Origin of the sequence: Arthrobacter sp. Leaf337 (genome assembly GCF_001423745.1) — a bacterium.
In the GTDB taxonomy this organism is placed as follows: Bacteria; Actinomycetota; Actinomycetes; order Actinomycetales; family Micrococcaceae; genus Arthrobacter.
In genome coordinates this window covers 167,956-190,245 of record NZ_LMPC01000006.1, presented here as the reverse complement: position 1 = coordinate 190,245, position 22,290 = coordinate 167,956, and the positions used below count along the sequence as shown (strand labels likewise).

Annotated in this window: 20 protein-coding genes and 1 pseudogene; 17 read left to right on the top strand and 4 right to left on the bottom strand. The window is 65.2% G+C overall.

Features of this window, described 5'->3' with window-relative positions; all coding sequences use genetic code 11:
- A pseudogene (locus ASF98_RS07110) lies at positions 1–296 on the bottom strand (biotin synthase BioB); the annotation flags it as partial.
- A 292-nt stretch (positions 297–588) separates the two neighbouring features.
- Here ASF98_RS07110 and ASF98_RS24095 point away from each other — a divergent pair.
- Positions 589–1,251, top strand: coding sequence for a DUF6318 family protein (locus tag ASF98_RS24095; protein ID WP_156372327.1), 663 nt, complete (start codon positions 589–591; stop codon positions 1,249–1,251).
- 350 nt (positions 1,252–1,601) lie between these two features.
- Positions 1,602–2,216: a PKD domain-containing protein gene (locus tag ASF98_RS24090; RefSeq protein WP_235505666.1), complete on the top strand. Its 615-nt coding sequence runs from the start codon at positions 1,602–1,604 to the stop codon at positions 2,214–2,216.
- Positions 2,217–2,253: 37 nt separating this feature from the next.
- Here ASF98_RS24090 and ASF98_RS07095 read toward each other — a convergent pair whose 3' ends face one another.
- Positions 2,254–3,552, bottom strand: coding sequence for a helix-turn-helix domain-containing protein (locus tag ASF98_RS07095; protein ID WP_055799448.1), 1,299 nt, complete (start codon positions 3,550–3,552; stop codon positions 2,254–2,256).
- A gap of 174 nt (positions 3,553–3,726) precedes the next feature.
- Here ASF98_RS07095 and ASF98_RS07090 point away from each other — a divergent pair, with 174 nt between their 5' ends.
- From ASF98_RS07090 to ASF98_RS07040, 12 genes are all read left to right on the top strand, one after another.
- Entirely contained in the window at positions 3,727–5,517 is a 1,791-nt protein-coding gene (locus ASF98_RS07090; protein ID WP_055799447.1) for an NAD(P)/FAD-dependent oxidoreductase, read from the top strand.
- Positions 5,518–5,661: 144 nt separating this feature from the next.
- The gene (locus ASF98_RS07085; RefSeq protein WP_055799444.1) at positions 5,662–6,717 is read left to right on the top strand and encodes a 2,3-butanediol dehydrogenase; all 1,056 of its coding nucleotides are present in this window, start codon (positions 5,662–5,664) and stop codon (positions 6,715–6,717) included.
- 82 nt (positions 6,718–6,799) lie between these two features.
- Positions 6,800–7,879 carry an alkene reductase gene (locus ASF98_RS07080; protein WP_055799441.1) on the top strand — a complete coding sequence of 360 codons (1,080 nt, stop codon included), beginning with the start codon at positions 6,800–6,802 and terminating at the stop codon, positions 7,877–7,879.
- Between the two features lie 128 nt (positions 7,880–8,007).
- Positions 8,008–8,715, top strand: a complete 708-nt coding sequence (locus ASF98_RS07075) for a GntR family transcriptional regulator (protein WP_055799438.1) — start codon at positions 8,008–8,010, stop codon at positions 8,713–8,715.
- Positions 8,716–8,891: 176 nt separating this feature from the next.
- Positions 8,892–9,893 carry a sugar phosphate isomerase/epimerase family protein gene (locus tag ASF98_RS07070; protein ID WP_055799435.1) on the top strand — a complete coding sequence of 334 codons (1,002 nt, stop codon included), beginning with the start codon at positions 8,892–8,894 and terminating at the stop codon, positions 9,891–9,893.
- Positions 9,894–9,946: 53 nt separating this feature from the next.
- Positions 9,947–11,725 (top strand): dihydroxyacetone kinase subunit DhaL, encoded by a 1,779-nt coding sequence (gene dhaL / locus ASF98_RS07065; protein WP_055799432.1) that lies wholly within the window; start codon positions 9,947–9,949, stop codon positions 11,723–11,725.
- Positions 11,722–12,210, top strand: coding sequence for a ribose-5-phosphate isomerase (locus tag ASF98_RS07060; RefSeq protein ID WP_055799428.1), 489 nt, complete (start codon positions 11,722–11,724; stop codon positions 12,208–12,210). Before dhaL ends, ASF98_RS07060 begins: the two co-directional genes overlap by 4 nt.
- A 2-nt stretch (positions 12,211–12,212) precedes the next feature.
- Positions 12,213–13,205 (top strand): 3-hydroxyacyl-CoA dehydrogenase family protein, encoded by a 993-nt coding sequence (locus tag ASF98_RS07055; RefSeq protein WP_055799426.1) that lies wholly within the window; start codon positions 12,213–12,215, stop codon positions 13,203–13,205.
- A gap of 16 nt (positions 13,206–13,221) precedes the next feature.
- Positions 13,222–13,989, top strand: coding sequence for an SDR family NAD(P)-dependent oxidoreductase (locus ASF98_RS07050; RefSeq protein WP_055799423.1), 768 nt, complete (start codon positions 13,222–13,224; stop codon positions 13,987–13,989).
- A 12-nt stretch (positions 13,990–14,001) separates the two neighbouring features.
- Positions 14,002–14,166 (top strand): hypothetical protein, encoded by a 165-nt coding sequence (locus ASF98_RS24085; protein WP_156372326.1) that lies wholly within the window; start codon positions 14,002–14,004, stop codon positions 14,164–14,166.
- A gap of 52 nt (positions 14,167–14,218) precedes the next feature.
- Positions 14,219–15,568 carry an MFS transporter gene (locus ASF98_RS07045; RefSeq protein ID WP_055799420.1) on the top strand — a complete coding sequence of 450 codons (1,350 nt, stop codon included), beginning with the start codon at positions 14,219–14,221 and terminating at the stop codon, positions 15,566–15,568.
- Positions 15,569–15,575: 7 nt separating this feature from the next.
- Positions 15,576–16,364 (top strand): triose-phosphate isomerase family protein, encoded by a 789-nt coding sequence (locus tag ASF98_RS07040; RefSeq protein ID WP_268760419.1) that lies wholly within the window; start codon positions 15,576–15,578, stop codon positions 16,362–16,364.
- Here the strand turns inward: ASF98_RS07040 and ASF98_RS07035 are convergent.
- Positions 16,361–20,041 carry a TM0106 family RecB-like putative nuclease gene (locus ASF98_RS07035; RefSeq protein WP_055799417.1) on the bottom strand — a complete coding sequence of 1,227 codons (3,681 nt, stop codon included), beginning with the start codon at positions 20,039–20,041 and terminating at the stop codon, positions 16,361–16,363. The genes ASF98_RS07040 and ASF98_RS07035 overlap by 4 nt on opposite strands.
- 175 nt (positions 20,042–20,216) lie before the next feature.
- Between ASF98_RS07035 and ASF98_RS07030 the strand changes: the two genes are divergently transcribed.
- The 3 genes from ASF98_RS07030 to ASF98_RS07020 are packed head-to-tail and all read left to right on the top strand — an operon-like array spanning position 20,217 to position 21,779.
- Positions 20,217–20,822 carry an SOUL family heme-binding protein gene (locus ASF98_RS07030; protein ID WP_055799415.1) on the top strand — a complete coding sequence of 202 codons (606 nt, stop codon included), beginning with the start codon at positions 20,217–20,219 and terminating at the stop codon, positions 20,820–20,822.
- Positions 20,812–21,342 carry a nucleoside deaminase gene (locus ASF98_RS07025; protein ID WP_055799412.1) on the top strand — a complete coding sequence of 177 codons (531 nt, stop codon included), beginning with the start codon at positions 20,812–20,814 and terminating at the stop codon, positions 21,340–21,342. The genes ASF98_RS07030 and ASF98_RS07025 overlap by 11 nt, the downstream gene beginning before the upstream one ends.
- Positions 21,343–21,374: 32 nt before the next feature.
- Positions 21,375–21,779, top strand: a complete 405-nt coding sequence (locus ASF98_RS07020; protein ID WP_055799410.1) for a hypothetical protein — start codon at positions 21,375–21,377, stop codon at positions 21,777–21,779.
- A 13-nt stretch (positions 21,780–21,792) separates the two neighbouring features.
- Here the strand turns inward: ASF98_RS07020 and ASF98_RS07015 are convergent, their stop codons facing one another.
- On the bottom strand, positions 21,793–22,089 hold the full coding sequence (locus ASF98_RS07015) for a hypothetical protein (protein ID WP_028272106.1): 297 nt from the start codon (positions 22,087–22,089) through the stop codon (positions 21,793–21,795).
- Between the last annotated feature and the right edge of the window lie 201 nt (positions 22,090–22,290).

Sequence of the window (22,290 nt, the reverse complement as noted above, 5' to 3'; positions counted from 1 at the left end):
CCTCTTACCGGGCTGTCAAAGAGGCCGGACTGGCTGCAGAAGTGGCAGTCCTCGGGGCAGCCGCCGGTCTTGATCGAGATGATGCCCTCGACCTCGACATCCTCGCCGCAGTGCTTCAGGCGCACCTCGTGGGCCAGTTGAAGGGCGGCGGGAAGCGCTACGTCCGGGAGGCGGAGGACTTCCTCGAGCTGGGGCTGGGTCAGGCCGATGCCGTCTTCGAGGACCTGCTCGCGGGCTATTTCCAGGATGGTGTCGCCTGTTGCGTCGCTGGTAGGAACGGCTGCCTGAATCGTCATTGATGGGTCCTTCTCGCTGGGCGGCTGGTCGCCTCTGACGCTAGTTTGGCTTTTTGTTGGCTTTTTTGTGGGAATTCAACAAAGAGTAGGCGCTGAACTTGGGCAGCAGTTTTTGGCGTTGACCGGACGGTGCGACTTTCTACCTGACTTCCTACCTGAAGCCGTGGTTGATACACCGGAGGCTGTGGATAACTTTGGGCATCAAAGTGTGACCTCAGTTACCCTTTAACCATCGTCCGGATTTATTGCGGGCGGCTCGGACGTCTTGAAACTATCGGGGGAATAGCTGCCCATGACATCTCGTACTTTGCCTTTCGCACGGTTGCGCTATTCCGCAGCTGCAGTTTTCGTCGCTTCTGTCCTGGTACTTACCGCGTGCAACGGAGGCAGCAATACGCCGGGGAATGGCGGACCTTCGGAGTCTGCGTCTGCCTCGGCCTCTGCCACGTCCACGCCAAGCCCGACGCCGACACCGTCCGCCGCGTACAAACCGGCCGACGCCAAGGGAAAAGCCCAGAATGTTCCCGTTCCGGTGCTGCCTGAGGCCGCGAAGGCGGAGACGAAGGAGGGGCTCGAGGCATTCGCCCAGTATTGGTACTCGACACTTAGCTATGCCTACGAAACCGGCGACACGTCTCCAATGGATGAAATTTCTGGCACGGGCTGCGCCAACTGCGACGAGGCAAAGAAGGTGATAGCTAACTGGAACTCAGGTGGCCGATGGCTTGAGGGCGGCAAGATCACAACGCCGGCAATTGAAACGACCTTCAAAGTGGCTTCGGATGGAAACTATCAGGTGATAGTTCAAGTCCAGCAATCGGAAATTCGGGCATACAAATCAGATGGCTCTCAGTCGGACAGTGTGATCCCTGCTTCGGATGTCGCTCAGATTTTTATGGCTAACAGGTCTCCTAAGGGCTGGCAGCTTGCCGACGTGCAACGTCTCAACGGTTAGCCGAATCCATGAAAGGGGGAGCGTGGACGAAGAGACTTATTGTTTCCGTGTTGTTAGCGGCAATGGCCCATGCCGCCATATACACGCCGCTAGCGGCATCCGAGGGATCTGATGAGGGGCCATTAGCGGGCTTCGCCCCTGGAGGCGTTGACGTCGGAGGATCAAAGACAATCTGGGTGATCGACCCAGAAACCGGGACATTCGTTCCATCTACGAGCGGAACCGCAACCGACCCCAACCAATACAAGTACGAACTCCAGTGCCACCTGGGCGGTGCAGATTTCGATACACCTTGTTTAGCGCGACAGTTGGAATGCAAGAACGGCCCCGACGGCAAAGATGGAATACCAGTGGTGTGGTTGAAAGCGCCCAAGGGCTTGGCGGATCCAACATGGACCTTCCATTCCGGTCCCACCTGTCTTTTCGATCCGCGACCCGAAGACCTGCTTCCCCGCATCGCGGCCCTGATTCAGAGCGAGTTCCAGAAGCTGCCAGTGGCCGCAGGAACGGTCACGGCCCAGCCGAGCCCACACACCCTTCGCGGAGCCGAGACAAATTTCTTCACGGACTCGGCGGAGCAGACGTTCGACATCACCATCCTGGCCCAGAAGGTCCATGTGGTGGCGACCCCGGTCCAATACACCTGGAACTACGGCGATGGGACAATATTTGGGCCTCAGCAGTCGGCAGGCGGGCCACTCCCGCAGGACCGGTGGGGTGAAAACACCCGCACCAGCCACGTCTACACGCAGACCGGCGACTTCCAGGTGGTGCTCACGACGCACTTCCACGGAACTTACTCCGTCAATAACGGCCCGCCGCTGCCGATCCCTGGTCAAGGCCAGTTCAGTTCGCCACCGCAAACCATCAGTGTGTGGCGTTCCATCACCCGTAACTACGCTGACGACTGCATCAGGAACCCGCAAGGCCAAGGCTGCCCTGGAGTTGCCCCGCCAGCCCCCTAGTCGAACAGCTCCCTAGCCAGACCAGCCCCACCCCAGGCTAGGACTGCAGTTCCCGGTCCACCCGCTCCATCCGCGCCCGGACCAATTGAAAGCGCGGATCGCCCGGCCCGATCAGGCGGGCCATGGCTGCGGCGCCTTCGGTATCTGAAGCACCCATGTCGCTGGCGCACCACTGCATGATGAGTTGAGCGTCGCCACTGGAGCGGACCGACGCGCCCACGGCTTCATTCAGCTCGTCCCGCATCAACTCAATCGACAGGTTCACCGAACGGTTGAGCAGCTTCGCAGGGTAAGCGGCCAGCGCCTGCGCCACCCGACCGTCCCGCAAGTGATCGGCGACCACGGATGCGTCCGTGACCACCCGGACGGCCGACGAGAAGCGGTACGGGTTCGGTTCCACCACGTTGCCGAGGATGCCGCGGATCCGATGCATCTCGGTCCTGACGGCCGTGGCCGCGCCGTCCTCGCCATGCAGCCGATACGCCAGCTCATCGGCACTCCACCCCTGAGTCCGGGAGGCCAGCAAAGCCAGGATCTCGGCGCGGCGCAGCGTCAGCGGAAGACGGGCACCGCCGTCGAGCTCGGCACTCGGCTTGTCACCCAACAGCGTCAGCGTCAGCGCCGACCGAACCGCGCCACCCGTTTGCTGCCTGGCCGCCGGAGCGCCGGCAGACCTCAGCAACTCCTCCGCCAGCCGCACCCCGCAGCGCACCATGCGCAGGCTGTCCGGTGTGACCGATTCGAAGGGGCCGGAGACATCAAGCACTCCCACCACTTCACCCGTGTACGGATCGCGGATGGGTGCCGCAGTGCATGCCCAGTCGTGATGCGTGCGCACCAGGTGTTCGGCAGAGAACAGCTGCGCCGGCGCACCCGTCACGAGCGCCTCGCTGATGGCGTTGGTCCCGACGCCGGATTCGGACCAGTCGGCGCCCTCCACAAACTCCAACGAGTCAGCCAGCCTGAGTGCCTGCCGGCTGCCCACCCGCCACAGCACCTCACCTTGTTGGTCCGTGACGATCAGCAGGTGGCGGCCCGCCGAGGACTCGTCAGCCAGCAGCTGGGACAACGCCGGCATCACGGTGGCCAAGCGGTGGTCGGCACTGAGTGAGCGTGCCTCGGACACATCATGCCGGTGGAGGGGCCGGTGTTGATCGGGGTCGATACCAAGCGCCAGCGAACGCTGCCAGGACTTGATGAGGGCTGGCGAAATTGAAGGATCGGGGTTGCCCGAAATAGTAGCTTCGTGGGCTTTCCGCAGCGTACGCGCGTACTCCGCCGGAGCGGTAAACCGCAGGTCGCGAAGATGGGTGATCGCGCCGGTGCCCGTCCGCATCCGCAATCTCCCAACTCGTCATCGAATCGTGCTCGGACCACTCGATGTAATCGGGGAGGGGGCCGTGTCACTCGATTGTAACCCTCTGGGGCCTTTACTTGTGATGCGGGTCACGGGACGGTCGTCGCAAGACGGACCGGGAGCGGCCCACTGAAAGCAACGAAAAGAGGAATCATGCCTGAGACACCAAACGGCATCGTGGAGGCCTGGCTGGCGCAGTTCGATGAGGCGCTGCGCAGCAGGGACACCGATGCCGCACTGCAGCTGTTTGAAAACGAACCCTACTGGCGGGACTTCGTGTCCTTCACCTGGAACCTCAAGACGCTCGAGGGCAAGGCTGAGATCAAGCGCATGCTGGATGCCACTCTGAAGGACGTGCAGCCAAGCAACTGGGCGCTCGCCGAGGATGCCACCGGGGACGCGGCGAACACCGAGGCCTGGGTGGATTTCGAAACCGCCCAGGCGCGGGGCCACGCCCACCTGCGGCTCCGCGACGGCAAATGCTGGACGCTGCTCACCACCATGAAAGAACTGAAGGGATTTGAGGAGAAAAAGGGCCCCAACCGTGAGAAGGGTGTGGCGCACCAGATCAGCAAGGGCCGTAAATCGTGGCTGGAACTCAGGGAAGAGGAGGAAGCCCGCCTGGGATACGAAGACCAGCCTTACACCGTGATCATTGGCGGCGGCCAGGGCGGCATCGGACTCGGTGCACGGCTGCGCCGGCTGGGTGTGCCCACGATCATCATCGAGAAAAACGAGAACCCCGGCGACTCCTGGCGGAACCGCTACAAGTCACTCCATCTGCACGATCCCGTCTGGTACGACCACCTGCCGTACATGAAGTTCCCGGACGACTGGCCCGTTTTCGCGGCCAAGGACAAAATCGGCGATTGGCTTGAGCACTACACCCGGATAATGGAGCTCAACTACTGGTCCAAGACCGAATGCACCAACGCCCGCTTCGATGAAGCGTCCCAGGAGTGGATCGTGCAGGTAATGCGCGACGGCGAACCGGTCACCTTGAGGCCCAAGCAGCTCGTCTTCGCCCTGGGCGTCTCCGGCTATCCGAATGTTCCAGCGTTCGACGGCGCCGAGTCCTTCCTGGGGCAGCAGTACCACTCGTCCAAGCACCCGGGCGGCGGGGACTGGACGGGCAAGAAGGCGGTGGTGATCGGGTCCAACAACTCGGCGCACGACATCTGCGCCGACCTGTGGGAACACGGCGCGGAGGTCACCATGGTCCAGCGGTCTTCCACTCACATTGCCCGCAGCGAGTCACTCATGGACCTGGCCCTTGGCGACTTGTACTCGGAGAAGGCGCTCGCCAACGGCGTCACCACGGAGAAAGCCGATCTCCTGTTCGCGTCCTTGCCTTACCGGATCCTGCCTGAAGCCCAAATCCCTGTTTACGAGGAAATGGCCAGGCGCGACGCCGGGTTCTACTCGCAGCTTGAGGCCGCCGGCTTCGACCTGGACTTCGGGGTGGACGGTTCGGGACTGTTCCTCAAGTACCTGAGGCGCGGCTCGGGCTACTACATCGACGTCGGCGCCTCCCAGCTGATCATTGACGGCCGGGTCAAGCTCGCCAACGGACAGGTCACCAAGATCACCGGGAACGCCGTGGTCATGGACAGCGGAGCGGAGCTCGAAGCCGACGTCATCATCTATGCCACCGGCTACGGGTCCATGAACGGCTGGCTTGCCGACTTGGTCTCACCCGAGGTGGCGGACGCCGTCGGCAAGTGCTGGGGCTTCGGCTCGGACACGCCCAAGGATCCGGGGCCGTGGGAGGGGGAGCTGCGCAACATGTGGAAGCCCACCAACGTTGAGAATCTCTGGATTCACGGCGGCAACCTGCACCAGAGCCGCCACTATTCCAACTACCTGGCCCTGCAGCTCAAGGCGCGGATGGAGGGACTGCCCACGCCCGTCTACGAGCTCCAGCCCACCCACCACACGCGCTGACCAAACTGACCCAAGGGGCCGTGACAACCGCCTTCCCTCGGGACCACACTGGGGGTGACGACCTCCTGCTGTGACACTCCAACGACATGCCGTGGATGCGCCTGACCGGCTGCATCCACGGCCACGTAAACGAAGGAAAACACCATGAAAGCAGCACGTTTCCACGCCCGCGAGGATCTCCGGATCGAAGACGTTCCGGAGCCGGAGTTGCGGCCCGGCGCCGTGAAGATCGCCGTCGCCTGGTGCGGGATCTGCGGCACGGACCTCCATGAATTCCTGGAAGGCCCCATCTTCACCCCGCCGCCCGGACACCCGCACGGGCTCTCACACGAGGAGGCCCCGGTCACCCTGGGTCACGAGTTCTCCGGCACTGTCGAGGAACTGGGCGAAGGCGTTACCGGCCTGTCCGTGGGCGACAGCGTGGTGGTGGAGCCCTACTTCGTCTGTGACGAGTGCGGACCGTGCCGGGCAGGCAACTACAACCTGTGCACCAAGCTGGGCTTCATCGGGCTTGCCGGCGGCGGCGGGGGACTCAGCGAAAAGATCGTGGTTGATTCGCGCTGGGTCCACCCGGTCGGCGACATTCCGCTCGACGAAGCCGCACTCATCGAACCCCTCGCCGTTGCCTATCACGCAGTGGGCCGAAGCGACGTCAAAGCCGGGGACGTCGCCGTCGTCGGCGGTGCGGGTCCCATCGGCCTGCTCACGGCCGCCGTCCTGAAAGGGCTGGGCGTCACCACCGTAGTGACCGAACTGTCTGCCGCGCGCAAAGAGAAAGCCACATCATCCGGCGTCGCGGATCATGTGCTCGACCCCAGCGCAGTCGACGTCAAGGCGCGGGTGCTGGAACTTACCGGGGGAGCAGGTGCGGACGCAGCGTTCGAATGCGCCGGTGTGAACGCGGTGCTGGACACCATGCTCGACGTCGTCAAGCCCGCCGGGGTGGTGGTCAACGTGTCCATCTGGGGGCGCCCGGCCACCGTGGACATGCAGAAGATCGTCCTCAAGGAAATCGACCTGCGCGGAACGATTGCCTACCGCGGCGATCACGCGGCCGCCATCAAACTCGTCCAGGAAGGGAAAGTCGACCTCAAACCCTTCATCACGGGACGCATTGCCTTGGACGATCTCGTGGACAAGGGCTTCGACACCTTGATCCACCACAACGACACGGCGGTGAAGATCATCGTGCATCCGTAGTGATCCGAGTCTCATCCGGAATAGTTGCAGGCGCCTCGCAGTTGGGCTCAGTGGACCCAATCCGCTTTGAAAGGAACTGCGCATGCTGTTTTCCCCGTTGACTCTCGGCGAGCTCGAACTGCCCAACCGCCTGGTGATGGCCCCGCTGACCCGTCTCCGCTCCGGCGAAGCGGGGGTACCCGCCCCTGTCGTTGCCGAGCACTACCGCCAGCGCGCCTCGCTTGGCCTGATCGTCAGCGAAGGCACATACCCCAGCCCCGCAGGACGCTCCTACCCGGGGCAGCCCGGCATTGTCACGCCGGAGCAGATTGCCGGCTGGAAGAAAGTCACGGACGCTGTTCATGCCGAAGGCGGCCGGATCTTCGCGCAGATCATGCACGGCGGGCGCGTTTCGCACGAGGACATCAACGGCGGCCACCAGGTGGTCGCGCCGAGCGCCATCGCCGTCGAGGCGGAGACCCGCACGTACAAGGGCAAGCAGGCACACCCCGTGCCGCACGCCCTGACCACAGCCGAACTGCCCGGCATCCTCCAGGAAATCGTCCAGGGATCGCTGAACGCGATCGAGGCAGGGTTCGACGGCGTTGAGCTGCACTCCGCCAACGGTTACCTGCTGCACGAATTCCTTGCCCCGTCGTCGAACCAGCGCGACGACATCTATGGCGGCTCGCCCGAGAACCGGGCGCGCTTCGTCATCGAGGTTGTGCAGGCTGTCGTTGCGGCCATTGGTGCCGACCGCGTCGGCATCCGGATCTCGCCCGAACACAACGTGCAGGGCGCCCTCGAAACGGACGCCGCGGACGCCCGCGCGACGTACTCCCAGCTGGTGGACGCCATCTCGCCGCTGAACCTGGCCTACCTGAGCATCCTGCACAAGGAGCCCGCCGGCGACCTGGTCCAGTACCTGCGTTCCCGGTTCAACGGACCCTTCCTGGTCAACACCGGGTTCGGCGTCATCACCACCCGCGAAGAGGCCATCGCGCTCGTTGCCGACGGCCATGCCGATGCTGTAGTGGTGGGACGCCCGGCCATTGCCAACCCGGACCTCGTCCGCCGCTGGCGTGAGGGCCTCCCGGTCAACGAACCGGACCAGTCCACGTTCTATGCCGACGGCGCCGAAGGCTACACGGACTACCCGTTCTACGAGGAGTCGCAGAACTAGCCTCTTCGGGTCTTCAGGCCTTGGTACAACAGGCGGGCGCAACCCCATTGCGCCCGCCTGTTGTGCTGTCCGCCGCTTTGTGACCGGCCATGCAGGCCGCGCCGGAGGCTGCCCTATAGGATCTGAACATGCAGCGTCCGTCCCAAAGCACCAGTCCCGGCAGTCGAAAAGGCAAGCCCGTGAGCCGCCAGGTGCTGGCGGACCACGTGTACGAGGAACTGCTGGAGTCACTGATGGACGGCCGGTTGGAACCGGGCGCCACCGTCAGCATTGACGGCACGGCGCGCGACCTCGACGTTTCGCCCACCCCGGTCCGCGAAGCCCTGGCCCGGCTGGAACACACCGGCATGGTCCGCCGGGTGGCGCTCAAGGGCTACCGCGTGGCCCCGGTTTTCACACGCGAGGACTTCGCCGAGTTGATGGAAGCGCGGCTGGCCATCGAGCCGGTGAATGCACGCCTCGCCTGCGCACGCCTGACCCCGGAACGGCTCGCCCAGCTGGAACAAGCGGTGACTGACCTGAAGACCGCACCGCGGGGCCCGTCATTCGCTGAATTCCGTGACTACCTCGAAGCCGACGAGCGGTTCCACCGCCTCATCGCCGAACAGACCGGAAACCAGTTCATGGTGGCTGCCTATGCCGCGCTGGGTGGCCAGGTGCAGCGGTTCCGGCTCTTCGGGGGCGTGGGCATCACGGATGCGGAAAACGCCATCGCCGAACACCAGGCCGTCCTTGATGCGATGGCCACGGGAGACCCCGAGACGGCCGCGGCAGCCATGGCCGATCACGTCAGCAAAGTCCGCGGCCGCGCCATCGCCGACGCCCCGGAAGCCTGAGCCCCACCCTTAGCGCTCTCTTTCCCAACTGACTGGCAGTTAACGTCGTGATCGCGCTCTTTCGCGACGTCTACTGCTAGCTAGTTGGGCTGACACCACCTGAAGTGTGACCTTGACAACTTTGTGTCGATAGTAAATCCTATAGGAAACAGGATTCGCACAAAGGAGTGAACACCATGGCCTACACAGCCGAGAACTGGCCCATTACTGCGGCCCTGCTTCAGTTCCCGGGCACCGATGCCCAGGGAACCCACATCAACGACGCCGACGCATCGGCCTGGGCCGAGGTCCTCACCGAGGTAAAGGAAGCCGGCTTCGCCCACGCGGACCTCACGGACAGCTGGGTGCGCCCCGGCGATCTCAGCAAGGAACGCCTGGCCGAGTTCAAGCAGACGGCAGACGCCGTGGGCATCGGCGTGCCGGTCATCTCCGCCATCCGGCGCAGCGTCATCGAAGAAGGCAACTGGGAAGCCAACCTTGCCTACAGCCACCGCACCATCGACGCCGCCGCCGAGCTGGGCTGCGAAGTTGTCTCGTTCGGGCTCCACCAGGCCATCACGGCCGAGCAGCAGAAACAGCTCTGGTTCTGGACCGTCGAAGGCTACAAGGACCCGGCCGGAAACAAGGAAGCCTGGGGAAACGCCGTCGCTCGTCTCCGCGAACTTGGCCGGCACGCAGCCGAAGTCGGGGTCCTGCTCTCGCTCGAAATGTATGAGGACACCTACCTGGGAACCGCGGATTCCTCGGTCCAGCTGGTCCAGGACATCGGCCTGTCCAACGTCGGCCTCAACCCGGACCTCGGCAACCTGATCCGGCTCCACCGGCCCATCGAGGACTGGCGCGAGATGGTGGCCAAGACCCTGCCGTACTCCAACTACTGGCACATGAAGAACTACATCCGGGACGAGGACACGGCCCGCGACATGTACGTCGCCATGCCGGCGCCTATGGAAAGCGGCCTCATCAACTACCGCGAAGCTTTCAAGCTCGCACTATCCGTCGGGTTCCAGGGCATCCTCTGCACCGAGCACTACGGCGGAGACGGCCTCAGCGTGACGGCCAGCAACCAGGACTACCTTCGCCGCCACGTCCTCCCCAAGACGGACGGCTACGCGCTGGGCCGGAGCCAGGTGGCGCAGGGGCGGCAGCAGCCGGCCGCCGCACTGGCCGCCGTCTAAACAGGGCCTCAGCCCGACACTGCATTTCCCAACACGGATTCGATGAGGAAACCATGACCCAGATCTTCGACAACCCCGCTGATTTCGCGGATGAGGCACTGGACGGCTTTGTGGCAGCCAACCGCGGCTATGTTGCCCGCGTTGACGGCGGCGTGGTCCGCTCCACCGAGGTGCCTGCCGGCCAGGTGGCCCTGGTGGTGGGCGGCGGCTCCGGCCACTACCCGGCCTTTGCCGGCCTGGTGGGGCCGGGCCTCGCCACCGGCTCCGCCTGCGGCAACATGTTCGCGTCCCCGGCGGCCGGCCAGGTCTACCGGGTGGCCAAGGCATCCAACGCCGGCGGCGGCGTCCTTCTGAGCTACGGCAACTACGCCGGCGACGTGCTCCACTTCGGGCAAGCCCAGCTGCGCCTCAACGCCGAAGGCATCGAAACCCGGACCGTCCTCGTCACGGACGACATCGCCAGCGCCCCGCTGGACCAGATCGAGAAGCGCCGCGGCATCGCCGGAGACCTCACGGTCTTCAAGATCGCCGGCGCCGCGGCCGAAGCGGGACTGGACCTCGACGCCGTCGAACGTCTGGCCATCCGCACCAACTACCGCACCCGTTCCCTGGGCGTGGCGTTTGACGGCTGTACGCTCCCGGGCGCGGATGCGCCGCTGTTCCACGTGCCCGCCGGCCAGATGTCGCTCGGCCTGGGCATTCACGGCGAACCGGGCATCTCGGAACACCCGATGCCCACCGCCTCCGAACTCGCCGAACTGCTCGTCTCCAGGCTCCTGGCGGACAAGCCCGACGACGCCGGGAACCGCGTGGTGGCCATCGTCAACGGCCTGGGCACGGTCAAATACGACGAACTGTTCCTGCTCTTCGGCAAGATCGAAAAGCTCCTCACCGCCGCGGGCCTGACCGTGGTGGAACCGGAATGCGGCGAGCTGGTCACCAGCCTGGACATGTCCGGGCTGTCCCTGACATTGCTTTGGCTGGACGACGAATTGGAGCAGTTCTGGGCAGCCCCGGCCGACACCCCGGCCTTCCGCAAGGGCAACCTCGCCCCGCGGGCCCGCCGCGAACTGGCCGGACCGGAAGACGCCGTAGCTGGCGAAGTGGAAAACACGACGCCGGCAGCAGCTGACCTGGGCCGGCTGGCAGCCGCCGTGCTCGCCCAGGTGCAGGGCGTCGTCGTCGAGCATGAAGAGGAACTGGGGGACCTGGACGCCATCGCCGGCGACGGTGATCACGGCATCGGCATGCGCCGCGGCGTGGACGCCGCAACCGCCGCCGCCCGGGAAATTTCGGCGGCCGGGGCATCAGTGGAACGCGTTCTCACAGCGGCAGGGGAAGCCTGGAGCGAACGCGCCGGCGGAACCTCCGGTGCGTTGTGGGGATCCGCCGTGATCGCCGCCGGGCTCGCCCTCGGTAACAGGGACGCTTACCGCGGCGAGGACGCGGCGGCCGCCGTCACCGCCTTCGTGGACGCAATCACCGCCCTCGGCAAGGCCGAGCCGGGGGACAAAACCATGGTGGATGCGCTGCTTCCCTTCAAAGACACCTTCCTGAACGCGTTCGACGGCGGAACTCCGGTACGCGGGGCGCTCGCCGCCGCAGCGGCCGCTGCCCAGCAGGCCGCTGACGCCACCGCTTCGCTCCGGCCGCTCAAGGGCCGCGCACGGCCCCTCGCCGAAAAGAGCGTGGGGCATCCCGATCCCGGTGCAGTTTCGTTCGGGCTGATTGCGGCCCGGATCTCCCGCTACGTCGAATCTGAACTCACTAATTCCCCACTAATGGATTCCCAACTGGCGGCCTCCGCGGCCGGAAATGGAGCAAAAGCATGAGCACCAGTACTTCCCCAGGCTGGCGGATCGTCGTCGGCAACGATGAAGCCGGCGTCGAATACAAGGAAGCGCTGAAGGCGCTGCTCGAAGCGGACAGCCGCGTCGCGTCCGTGCTGGACATCGGCGTGGGCGCGAACGACTCCACCGCGTACCCGCATGTCGCCGTCGACGCCGCCCGCAAAGTGGCCGACGGCGAAGCGGACCGTGCGCTGCTGATCTGCGGCACCGGGCTGGGAGTGGCCATCGCGGCCAACAAGGTTCCCGGGATCCGCGCGGTCACGGCCCACGACGGCTATTCCGTGGAGCGCTCCGTGCTGAGCAACAACGCCCAGGTCCTCACCATGGGCCAGCGGGTGATCGGCCTCGAATTGGCCAAGAAGCTGGTGGGCGAATGGCTCGACTACCGTTTCGACGAGACCTCATCCTCCGCCGCCAAGGTGGACGCTATCTGCTCCTACGAGCCCGACTACACGAAGGCAGTCTGATCATGACCGAAACAGTCAGCACCCCCAACGCGGCAGCCTTAAACAGCGCCCGTAGGATCGCCGTCGTCGGCTCCGGCTACATGGGCGGCGGGATCGCGCAGGTCCTGGCGCTTGGCGGAGCCCGCGTGGCTCTCGCGGATGTGTCCGCCGAAGTGGCGCAGAGCAACTACGACCGTCTCCTCGCCGAATCCGACCAGTTCGTGGCCGACGGCCTGTTCCCCGCCGGTTCCACCGAAATCCTGAAGCAGAACCTCTGGGCTGCCAAGGATATCGAGGAAGCCGTGGCCGACGCGGACTTCATCGAGGAAGCCGTCCCCGAAGTCATCGCCATCAAGCACCAGACGCTGGCCCGCATCAGCGCCGCGGCCAAGCCGGACGCCATCATCGGCTCGAACACCTCCACCATCTCCATCGCGGAACTCTCCGAACCGGTTACCAACCCGGAACGGTTCCTCGGCGTGCACTTCTCCAACCCGTCACCGTTCATCCCCGGCGTGGAGATCATTCCTCACGCCGGTACGTCGGCAACGACGGTCGGCGCAGTCCGCGACCTGGTGCACGCTGCCGGCAAGCAGACCGCCGTCGTCAAGGATGTCACCGGCTTCGTTCTCAACCGCCTGCAGTACGCGCTCTTCCACGAAGCGGCGCAGCTGGTGGAGCAGGGCATCGCGACGGCGGACGACGTGGACACCTTGGTCCGCACCACCTTCGGCTTCCGGCTCCCGTTCTTCGGTCCCTTCGCGATTGCGGACATGGCCGGGCTGGACGTCTACAACTTCTGCTACAAGTCCCTCCAAACCGACTTCCCGGAGCGGTTCGCCACCCCGAAGATCCTCACGGACCTGGTGGAAGCGGGAAAGCTGGGCACCAAGACCGGCGCGGGCTTCCTCAACGTACCGGCCGAGCGGACCCCCGAGCTGATCGCCTACCGCAACAAGGCCTACGTGGCCATGCAGCAGCTGATCGAAGACCTCGGCCCCGCGCCGATCAACTAACACAGGAGCCACCCACATGAGCATCTTCCCCGCAGAACGCACGGCAATCGTCACCGGAGCCGTCTCCGAGCGCGGCATCGGCCGGGCGACCGTCAACTACCTGGCCGCGCAGGGCTGGAACATCGGCATCATCGACCTCGACGACGCACTCTGCAAGGCCACCGCCAAGGAACTCGCCGCCCAGTACGGCGTGCAGGCCCACGGCGTCGGCGCCAACGTCGGCGATGAAGCGTCCGTCCGTCGGGCCATCGACGAGATCGAAGCGGAGCTGCCGCAGGTCGTGGCCCTCGCCAACGTGGCCGGCGTCAGTTCACCCGTTCCGTACCTGGAGCTTGACGCGGCCGAATGGGACCGTGTCCTGAACATCAACCTCAACGGCGTCCACTATGCCACCCGCCGCGTGGCCGAATCCATGGTGGAGAACCGGATCGGGCGCATCGTGAACATCTCCTCCGTGTCGGCCCAGCGCGGCGGCGGCACGTTCTCCAAGACGCCCTACTCGGTGGCGAAGGCCGGCGTGATCGGGCTGACCCGCTCCACTGCCCGGGAACTGGGGGAGTACGACATCACCGTCAACGCCATCTCCCCGGGCCCGATCGACACCGACATCATGGGCGGCACGCTGAGCCAGGAACGCAAGGACGAACTCACCAAGGACCTCGTAGTCAACCGGGTCGGGTCCACCCGCGACATCGCAGCAGCCATCGCCTTCCTCATCAGCGAGGACGCCGGCTACATCTCCGGCCAGACGCTGAATGTGGATGGCGGACTCTACATGCACTAGGGAAGGCCAGCCATGGCACAGCACAGCACCCCCGCAAGACTGTCCGCAAAAGCACGGCCGGCATCATCACGGCCGGCGACAGGGCTCAGGTCCTGGAGCCGCGGTCGCCAGATTTACCTCGCCGTGGGCATCCTTGCCTGCCTCGCCGGGATCATGATCATCGCGTTCTCCCGCTAGGACCCGAAGTACCCCCTTCGTTCGCAACTGATTTACTCAAAGAGGAGTTTTGATGTCCCTAACAGCAACGTCCACGAAGGAGCTCCTGGATTCGCCGGTCCTCAAATCGGCGATTTCCAAAGCTTCGTTCCGGCTCATGCCCATGCTCGTCATCCTCTACGTCGTGGCCTTCCTGGACCGCACCAACGTGGGCTTCGCCGAAGCGGCGCTAGGCGTGGACCGCGGAGTCACTGCCGGGGCCTACGCCCTTGGCGCCGGCATTTTCTTCATCGGCTACGCACTGTTCGAAATCCCCAGCAACCTGCTCCTGACCAAGTTCGGCGCCAAAGTGTGGCTGGCCCGCATCGCCATCACCTGGGGCATTGTGTCCGCGTGCTTCGCCTTCGTTCAGGGCGAGACGTCCTTTATCATCCTGCGCTTCCTGCTCGGCGTGACTGAGGCCGGCCTGTTCCCGGGCGTCATCATGTTCCTGGCGGCCTGGTTCCCGAACAAGGTGCGCGTGAAGATGTTCGCCATCTTCTACCTGGCCCAGCCGTTCTCCCAGATGATGGGCGCCCCGCTGTCCGGCTGGCTGATCAACATCGGCGACCAGGTTCCCGGCGTGGCCGGCTGGCAGGTCATGTTCTTCGTCGAAGGCATGCTCGCAGTCCTGGCCGGCATCGCCGCGTATTTCTTCCTGATCAACAGCCCGCAGGACGCAAAGTTCCTGAACCCCGGCGAAAAGAAGGCGCTGCTGGATGTCATGGCACTGGAAGACACCGTCAAGGAAGAAACCGGTCCCCGCGGCGTACTCGCGGCCATGAAGAACCGCAAGGTCTGGTATTTCACCGTCATCTACTTCTGCCTCCAGGTGGCGGTCTACGGCGTGACGTTCTACCTGCCGCAGCAGGTGGCACAGCTCACGGGCCAGAAGGTGGGCTTCGCCGTCGGCCTGATGGCGGCCATCCCGTGGTTCTTCGGCATCTTCGCCTGCTACTTCATCGGCAAGGCGGCCAACACCATCGTCCGCCGCCGGGTATGGGGCACCGGGCTGTTTATCTCCACCGGGCTCTGCATCTTCGGCTCGGCGTGGGCCGGCGCCAACCACATCCCGGCACTGGGCATCATCTTCATCACCCTGGCGGTGTGCAGCTTCCTGTCGATCGGACCCATCGCCTGGTCCTACCCGACGGCGTTCCTCACCGGCACGGCTGCGGCCGCGGGCATCGGCCTGATCAACTCGCTGGGCAACCTGGGCGGTTTCGTGGCCCCGATCCTGCGGACCACGGTCAACCAGGTCACGGCGTCCGACACCGGAACGATGGGTGTTTACGCCCTGGGTGTACTGCCGTTCCTGGCGGCCGCGATGATGTTCGCGACCAAGAGGTTCCAGAACAAGGCAGACGAACTGCTTGAGAAGTAGCAACAGCTTGAACAGTAATAACAGTGCCGTGACGTATGTCGGGGTCAGCACCAAGATGTACCTGGGATACCGGGACAGCCTGGGCTGGCTGGAGCGCCTGCGGCACGAAGTGGACTCCCGTCCGGCCCTCGCGGCCGGGCGGGTTGTCCCGTTTGTGATCCCGTCCTTCCCGGTGCTTCCCGCGGCCGCCGCTCTGGTGGAGGGTTCGGCGCTGTTCCTCGGTGCGCAGAACTGCGGCTGGGCGGACGGCCCGTGGACCGGTGAAGTGGCGCCGTCCATGCTCGCCGAGCTGGGCGTCCAACTGGTGGAGATCGGCCACGCCGAGCGCCGCGCCCACTTCGGCGAAACCGACGCCGTGGTGGCGCTCAAGGTCCGGGCAGCGGACGACGCCGGGCTGACGCCGCTGCTGTGCGTTGGCGAAGACTCCGCCGCCGCCCGGGATGCAGCAGATTTTGTGTTCCGTCAGATCGACGCTGCCGTCGGGGGCGACTGGGCGCTGGCCACGCGCCTCGTTATTGCCTACGAGCCGGTCTGGGCCATCGGCGCCGCCGAGCCTGCGGACGCCGGCTACGTGTCCGACGTCGTGATTCACCTCCGCGGCCTGCTCGCCCGGCACGGGCTCCAGGGAGTTCCGGTCATTTACGGCGGTTCAGCGAAACCCGGCCTGCTTCCGCGGCTCGGCGGCGTTTCCGGACTTTTCCTGGGCCGCTTCGCACACGACGCCGCGAACTTCGGCAGGGTGCTGGATGAGGCGCTACTGCTTGCCCCCTGGTTTGTGGCGGACCGCCGGCCCTAGCTGGGGGCCGACCGCTGGCACAGTCCAATAAAACCGCCCAGCTGTTCGAGCCCTTCCGGATGGGTGGGCAGGTAGTTGGTCAGTTCCGGTGCCCGCACCACCACGGCACGCCATTTGCCGCGGGAAACCGCCACGTTGATCCGGTTCCGGGAGAGCAGGAATTCCATGCCGCGCGGAGCCTCCGCCACCGCAGAGCAGGCCATGGACACGATCACCACGGCAGCCTCCTGGCCCTGGAATTTATCCACGGTGCCCACGCGGACCGCCGCGTGGCCGGCCGAGTCGAGGGCGTCCCTGATCAGGTTCACCTGGGCGTTGTAAGCCGCCACCACCAGGATGTTTTCCGGCCCCAGCGGACGGCCGCCGGCTTCATCGTGCCACATCAGACCCAGGTGCCTCCCGACCTGGCGCACCACTTCAGCGGCTTCCTCCGGGGAGGACGTGATGTTGCCGCTGTGTGGGACCAACACGGTTTCGATTCCGGCAGGAACGCCCGCCAGGATCCGCAGATCCGCCGCGTTTGCTGAGCGCAGCCTGCCCTCGTAGGCGAGCTCCGAAATGGCTTCGCACAGGGGTGACGCCATCCTCCAAGAGTCCGCGAGGAAGTACCCGAGCTCGGGCGGAAGCGTGGCGCGACCCGCGGAGATCCAGCCGAGCGCGGATTCGTTGACTGGCTCCGGGTGGGTGCCCTGGCTGACCTGGGGGAGCTGCTGCGGATCTCCTAGCAGCAGCAGCCGAGGGCTCGCCTGGGCAACAGCCAGGGTGTTCGCCAAGGAGAACTGCCCGGCCTCATCGATCACCAGCAGATCGAGTGACCCGGCGGGAACCGTGGAGCCGGTCATGGTCCAGGCAGTGCCTCCCACCAGCGCTCCGCCCGGGGAACTGAGCAGCCGTTCAACGTCCGCGGCGTCCCGGTGGTGCCACGGCAAAGTACCGTCGTGTTTCACGTCCTTGGCTACACGGCGCGGGTCCACTCCGGCCTTTGCCACGGCAGTGCAGAGCAGGTTCTCCACCACAGCGTGCGACTGGGCCACCACACCCACTTTCCAGCCTCGGGCCACAAGCCGCGCGATGACGTGCGAGCCGACGTGCGTCTTGCCGGTGCCCGGCGGCCCCTGTACCGCGAGGTACGAATGGTCGAGCGCCTCCACCGCAGCCGTGATGGCGTCAATGAATCGGTCCGGCCCGCCGGCCGGTGCGGGGAGCGGACTGCCTGTCACCAGCCGCGGCGGAATCCGGCGCACCAGGTCCAACGCCGGGTGTTTCCGGAAAACAGGCCTGCCCGGCGCCCCGGCCTTTCCCGGTACGGCTGCTCCCGGGGCGTCTGCCGAGCCGTCCGGAAGGCCGGCAGCGACCTGGTCCGCCAGCAGGGCCAGCGCTTCCTCCAAGCTCTTGGTGGCGATGGGCTGGTCTTCGGTCAGGGCGATGGGCAGGTTGTTGTGCGGTTCGATCTTCCGGTGCAGCTTGTCCCGGATCACCACTGTGTCCCGCCCGTCTTCGTGGCCGAGCTCAAGAACTTCCGTCCCGAACCACCCGTTGCGCCCCGACCCGTCGTTGCCCGTGCCCTCAAGGCCGGCCGGCAACGGACGGTCGTACATCCGGAACCACTTGCTGCCCTCGCGGAGATCCGAGCCGGCGCTCACCGTTCCGGTCAGCTGCACCCTGCGTTCCGGGAGCCTGGTGCCCACCTTGTGCCAGTCATCGAGGATGCGGGCTTCTTCCACGAGGAAGACGTTACGGTCCTGTTGGTGGGTGTCGGGGCCGTTTTCGCAGCGGTCAAAATGTGCCCACCAAAACGCCTTGCGCTCGCGGCGGTGGTAGCTCACGGCCGCATCCACCATGGCGACAGCCTGGATATCGGAATCGGGGCCGCCGAGCTCACCGCCTGCGGCGCGGAACTCTGCCGCCCGGGCCAGGAACGCCCGAATGGCGAGTTCAGAACGCCGGACCGCGGCATCGTCGTCGGACTCAGCTGCCCCCCGCCCTAGATTTCCGGCAGGACCGGCACTTCCGGGTGCCGGCCGGATTCCTCGCTCGGCGGCGCGCCGCAGCAACCAGTCGCGAAGCTCCAGCGTGGAGAGGCAATCGTATTGGTTGTAGTCGGAGATGCCGGCGAGGATGGCCGCGGCGTCCTCGGACAATCCGGCGTCGCGCGCTTCGCAGTAATCGGCGTAGGCCACCACGGAGGCGCCGGCGTCCTTCACGTCCCCGGAGCGGAGGTTGCTGCCCATGTACAGCGGCTCCAGTTTCTTGATGCTGTAGGAGTTCTCGGAGATACGGATGCTGTTCCGCACCGTCTGGTACAGGTCCACCAGGAGTCCGTCCCGCAGCCAGTTGTCCACGACGTCCTCACCGGCGACGTGCATCACCGACAGTTTGCGGAGCGCGGTCTTCTCGTAGGCGGCGTAGTGGTAGACGTGCATGTCAGGGTAGTGGCGCCGCCTGTCTTCCACATAGTCCAGGAAGTCGAGGAAGGCCTGCTTCTCGGCGGCGCGGTTGTGGGCCCAGAAGGGCTTGAACATAGTCCGGCGATCCGGTTCCGGCGGAGCTTCGATAACTCCGAAGAGGTACTCGAGCCCCCAGACGCCGGTGGCGCTGTCCTGCCACAGCGGATCCCCTTCGAAGTCGAAAAAGATGTCGCCGGGGCTCGGCGGCGGCAGTTCCGCCAGCGTGTTCTCCGGGATCACCCGGTAGCTGATGCTGTGCTGTTCGCCGTCCTTGATGTAATTGACGGAACCTTCTGCCGTGCCGGCGTTGCTTTGCATCCTGGCCTGGTCCTGCATCCGCAGCAGGGAGGGGCTGGCGCCGGGCAGCGTGGCATCGGCCAGCTGCTTGACCGTGAAGATCCCTTGCGCGTGGAGTTTCTTCCGCTGCGCCGAGTTCATCCGCGCGACCAGGAGGAGGTCGTCCGTAGCTTTGACCTGTTCCTGGCAGTAGTCGCAGCGGCCGCAGGCGACGACGCCGGACGTTCCCCAGCTGACGGCGTCGGGCTGGTTACGGTGGCCGGTGGTCAGCGCAAGGAACCTGTCCCGCCGCTCGCGGAACACCGGCAGGATGTCAGCGAGCTTGTGGCTGCTCCGGACATAGTCGAAGCCGCCTCCCACAGTTTCAATGGTGGCACCAAGGATGAGGGTGACCGCCGGGTCCGGTGCGATTCCGGCATGCAGCAGCTGGTCGCCGTACGCGGCCAGCTGGAGCAACGCCGTCACTTTGGCATGGCGGGCCAGTTTGGTGTCGTACACGGCGTAGCTGCCGTCGCCCTGTTTGACCAGAAAGTCGGAGCGGCCGTGGAACCGGCCGTCGAAGAAGGCCGCCTGGAACACGACGTCCGCCCCGGCCCGCAGCGCATCGATCGATTCGGCATGTTTGGCCTGCAGGGTGGCGCGGTCCATTGCTGTGGCGGCGGCGACGTCGTACACGCCTCGGCCGGTGGCGGGATCCCACGGGCCGAACTCAGCCAGGAACTTGTCAAGGACCTTGTGCTCGTGGACGTCACCAAGCTTCGCCGTGCGGGCCAGCATCTCGTCGGGCTCGAATTCGGCCCTGGCGGACCTGCCCAGTTTTTCATCGAGTTTGCGGAGCAGCTGGTACTCGCACGTGGCCGCGATCACCAGATCGCTCGCGGAGAAGACCAGGTCCTGTGCCAGATCCGGTACTTCCGGTTCAAGAAGAAACACTGCGCCTCGTTGCTGTAGATGTTGCGGTGCCGGTTGTTGTGAGTTGCCGCTGATGTCTTATTGCCAAGCTACCAAAGGGTCCTGACAATTTGGCTTGGGCACCCCCCGTTCGGCTCTGCCGCTGCCCGCCAGCCTCTGGCCCGGGCAGGCACGGTCGGCGTAAGGTCTGAGGAACATGACTGAACAGCAGCCTTTTGAAGTCGTCCAACGGTTTCCGGATTTTGAAGTGCGCCGTTACCCGGCGCACTCCGTCGCCGAAGTGAAGGTGAACGCGACCTTCGACAGTGCGGGCAACGCCGCTTTTCGGCTTCTTTTCGGCTACATCAGCGGTAACAACACCGCACGCAGGTCCGTGTCCATGACCGCCCCGGTCCTGCAAAGTCCCGCGCCATCCCGGAAACTGGCAATGACCGCGCCGGTGGTCCAGAGCGGTGCCCTCGGCGACAGCGAATTCGTTGTTGCGTTCGTTCTTCCCGCCAGCATCACGGCGGCAACAGCTCCCGTTCCGAATAATCCGCAAGTGGAAATCCGGGCCGTGCGCGGTTCGATGGCCGCCGTCCTGGGATTCTCCGGCAGGGGGACCGAAGCGGCGTTCGAGAAGCGGAACAGAGTCCTGCAGGAAGCCCTGGCTCAAGCCGGCCTCAGGCCAGTCGGAGCGCCCCGGTTCGCACGCTTTGACCCGCCTTTCAAACCCTGGTTCCTCAGGAAGAATGAAGTGGTCCAGGATATCGAGGAGTCGGCGGGACTTGCCGGCCACAAGGGAGGGCCGCATGAGCAATAAACCGGGTGACCACACCGCCACCGAGGCAGCCGCCTCAGCCCCCGCCACCTACGATGAGGCAGCCTTCCAAGCAGCTGTCCGGGCCGCCGAGCAGAGTCTCAGTGAAGGTGGCATCCCCATCGGTGCCGCGCTGGCGAGGGGCAATGAAGTGTTCGCCAGCGGCCACAACGAGCGCGTACAGCACGGCGATCCCATCGCCCACGGCGAGATGGCTGCGCTCCGTGCTGCCGGGCGCCAGAAGAGTTACCGCGACACCACGCTCTACACCACCCTGGCTCCATGCGCGATGTGCACCGGGACGATCATCCAGTTCAAGATTCCGCGGGTGGTGGTGGGGGAGGCCAGGACATTTCCTGGCGAATTCGAGCTCCTGCGCTCGCGGGGTGTTGAAGTGCTGGTGCTGGACGACCAGCGCTGCGTGGACATGATGCTCGCTTTCCAGCGCGACTACCCGGAACTGTGGGCCGAGGACATCGCCGAGGACGCGCCCGCGGACTCTGCCCGCGTTCCAGGGAAATAGGGCGAGACGGAATACCGGCACGAGGCGGAGACATGGACCGAAACCGCATGGCCTTGACGGCAGTGAAGTCATTCCACACGCTGGCCTGGTTCCTGATCGAAGCCTGCATGGTCTACCTCTTGTACGCGGGAATCCGCGGTCGCACGGACAGGCGTGCCGGGGTGGCCGCGTGCGTCGTTGCCGGTGAAACGCTCGTTTTTGCCGCCAACGGCTTCCACTGCCCGCTGACCGCTGTGGCCAAAAACCTCGGAGACGAGACGGGGTCGGTGACTGACATTTACCTGCCCAAGTGGTTCGCGAGGAACCTCCCGGCGATCCATGTTCCGCTGATCCTGCTGGCGGTGGCGCTGCATCGCCGGAACATCATCGCTGCGGGCGCGCAGACCGGCAGAGCTCCTGACCGGCCGGCCCGACCGGTAACCAAGCCCGCCCGCTAACCAAGCCCGCCCGCTACAGGAACGCTTCGCGGCCGGTCCCTTCCCGCAGCAGGAGTTTGCCGTTTTCGATGGACACGAGGAGGCTCTTGGGCCTGCCGCTGAGCTTGACGCCCCCGGACAAGCCCCGGCTGGTGACATCGACGCCGATAGTTGCCCCGCGCGCCGGAACCTCGATCGCGACTTCTTCGGCGATTCCAAGCAACGGATTCGTGGAAAGTTCGGTGTCGCGCCTGGCCTGCTTGCCGTTGACGAAAACCGTGACGTTGTCCTCCTCAAAGCCGCCCTGAAGGATGATGAGCAACTCCTGCATCGTGGACCGCCTCCGTAGATCGTCGGGCTCCCCCCAACTGCCACTACATCACTTCTTTTCCCTTGTGGATAGCCCCAGTTTTGGCTGCCGCGGGGAGGTGCAGAGATGGCACAGCGTCACAGTGTCGGTCCGGTAAGGCAAAATGATCTGGGTGAACCACATCCCGCAGCGCCCCTCCGCTTTCCCTGCCGGTACACCGGC

Bases quoted from the DNA above. Each gene is read 5' to 3' on its own strand.
- ASF98_RS07060 (WP_055799428.1), top strand. From the start codon at position 11,722: ATGAGCACCAGTACTTCCCCAGGCTGGCGGATCGTCGTCGGCAACGAT.
- ASF98_RS07085 (WP_055799444.1), top strand. From the start codon at position 5,662: ATGAAAGCAGCACGTTTCCACGCCCGCGAGGATCTCCGGATCGAAGAC.
- ASF98_RS07015 (WP_028272106.1), bottom strand. From the start codon at position 22,089: ATGCAGGAGTTGCTCATCATCCTTCAGGGCGGCTTTGAGGAGGACAAC.
- ASF98_RS07030 (WP_055799415.1), top strand. From the start codon at position 20,217: ATGACTGAACAGCAGCCTTTTGAAGTCGTCCAACGGTTTCCGGATTTT.
- ASF98_RS07055 (WP_055799426.1), top strand. From the start codon at position 12,213: ATGACCGAAACAGTCAGCACCCCCAACGCGGCAGCCTTAAACAGCGCC.
- ASF98_RS07045 (WP_055799420.1), top strand. From the start codon at position 14,219: ATGTCCCTAACAGCAACGTCCACGAAGGAGCTCCTGGATTCGCCGGTC.
- ASF98_RS07090 (WP_055799447.1), top strand. From the start codon at position 3,727: ATGCCTGAGACACCAAACGGCATCGTGGAGGCCTGGCTGGCGCAGTTC.
- ASF98_RS24095 (WP_156372327.1), top strand. From the start codon at position 589: ATGACATCTCGTACTTTGCCTTTCGCACGGTTGCGCTATTCCGCAGCT.
- ASF98_RS07095 (WP_055799448.1), bottom strand. From the start codon at position 3,552: ATGCGGACGGGCACCGGCGCGATCACCCATCTTCGCGACCTGCGGTTT.
- ASF98_RS07020 (WP_055799410.1), top strand. From the start codon at position 21,375: ATGGACCGAAACCGCATGGCCTTGACGGCAGTGAAGTCATTCCACACG.
- ASF98_RS07070 (WP_055799435.1), top strand. From the start codon at position 8,892: ATGGCCTACACAGCCGAGAACTGGCCCATTACTGCGGCCCTGCTTCAG.
- ASF98_RS07050 (WP_055799423.1), top strand. From the start codon at position 13,222: ATGAGCATCTTCCCCGCAGAACGCACGGCAATCGTCACCGGAGCCGTC.
- ASF98_RS24085 (WP_156372326.1), top strand. From the start codon at position 14,002: ATGGCACAGCACAGCACCCCCGCAAGACTGTCCGCAAAAGCACGGCCG.
- ASF98_RS07025 (WP_055799412.1), top strand. From the start codon at position 20,812: ATGAGCAATAAACCGGGTGACCACACCGCCACCGAGGCAGCCGCCTCA.
- ASF98_RS07075 (WP_055799438.1), top strand. From the start codon at position 8,008: ATGCAGCGTCCGTCCCAAAGCACCAGTCCCGGCAGTCGAAAAGGCAAG.
- dhaL (WP_055799432.1), top strand. From the start codon at position 9,947: ATGACCCAGATCTTCGACAACCCCGCTGATTTCGCGGATGAGGCACTG.
- ASF98_RS07080 (WP_055799441.1), top strand. From the start codon at position 6,800: ATGCTGTTTTCCCCGTTGACTCTCGGCGAGCTCGAACTGCCCAACCGC.